Here is an 892-nt window from a genome sequence, read left to right on the forward strand (position 1 = left end):
ATGATATCCCACGATTTTTCGTGAATACGCATCCGTAATTAAACTTAAATAAGTATCACCTTCATGCGTCGATAAATAGGTAATATCTGCTACCCAAAGCTGTTCTGGTTGTGTGGGGATAAACCCCGACTTAATTAAATTTGGATGCCGATAAAAACGATGATGGCTTAAGGTTGTTCGATGATAAGCCCGTTTATTAGGCACCAGTAACTGATGTTCCTTCAATAAAGAAAATAGCCGATCACGACCAATAACCATCTGTTTTTGCTTTAAAATAAAATGTAATTTACGCCCACCCAGTCGAGGTTGTAAGACTCGTTCAGATTTAACAACGTCAATAATGGCCGAATCGGCTTTCTTTCGTTCCTCAGTTCTATCCAGTCTCTTGTAATAAGCCTGTCGGCTGATCTGCATAAAACGGCAAGCAATTGTTACGGTGAGGTTTTTAACCGTTTTTTCTTTAATAACTCGGCTTTGCGCTTTTTTGACAAACGAACTCCAAAGTCTCTATCCATGACTTTAACCACAGCTTCGAAAAAATCGGATTTAAGCCGAGTTTCTTCAAGTTCCTTTTCAAGGATCTTAATGCGTTGTTCCGGCGTTTGTTGTTCAGAAGATTGGGTCATAGCTGAACCTCTATAAAAAGTATCAGGGGTACCGTTTGACCAATCTAACCTACCATGCTTACGAAGCCAAACTAAAACAGTAGAGCATCCTTGTATACCATAGCGATCTTGGGCTTGTTTATAGGTTATTTCGCCTTTTTCAACTTGGTCAACAAGCTGTAATTTAAAAGCGAGAGAATAATCGCGTTGAGTTCGTTTAGTGATTGGTTTCATTACACTCTCCAATTTCAGATTGGAAAAGTGTCAACCTTATTCAGGACGGGTCA

General features: G+C 39.3%; 1 pseudogene. It reads right to left on the bottom strand.

Annotated features, from left to right (window positions below):
• Positions 1-839: pseudogene (locus ABN236_RS19255) on the bottom strand (IS3 family transposase); the annotation flags it as partial.
• Positions 840-892 lie beyond the last annotated feature (53 nt).

Origin of the sequence: Proteus sp. fly-1013, from assembly GCF_040140245.1 — a bacterium.
In the GTDB taxonomy this organism is placed as follows: domain Bacteria; phylum Pseudomonadota; class Gammaproteobacteria; order Enterobacterales; family Enterobacteriaceae; genus Proteus; species Proteus mirabilis_B.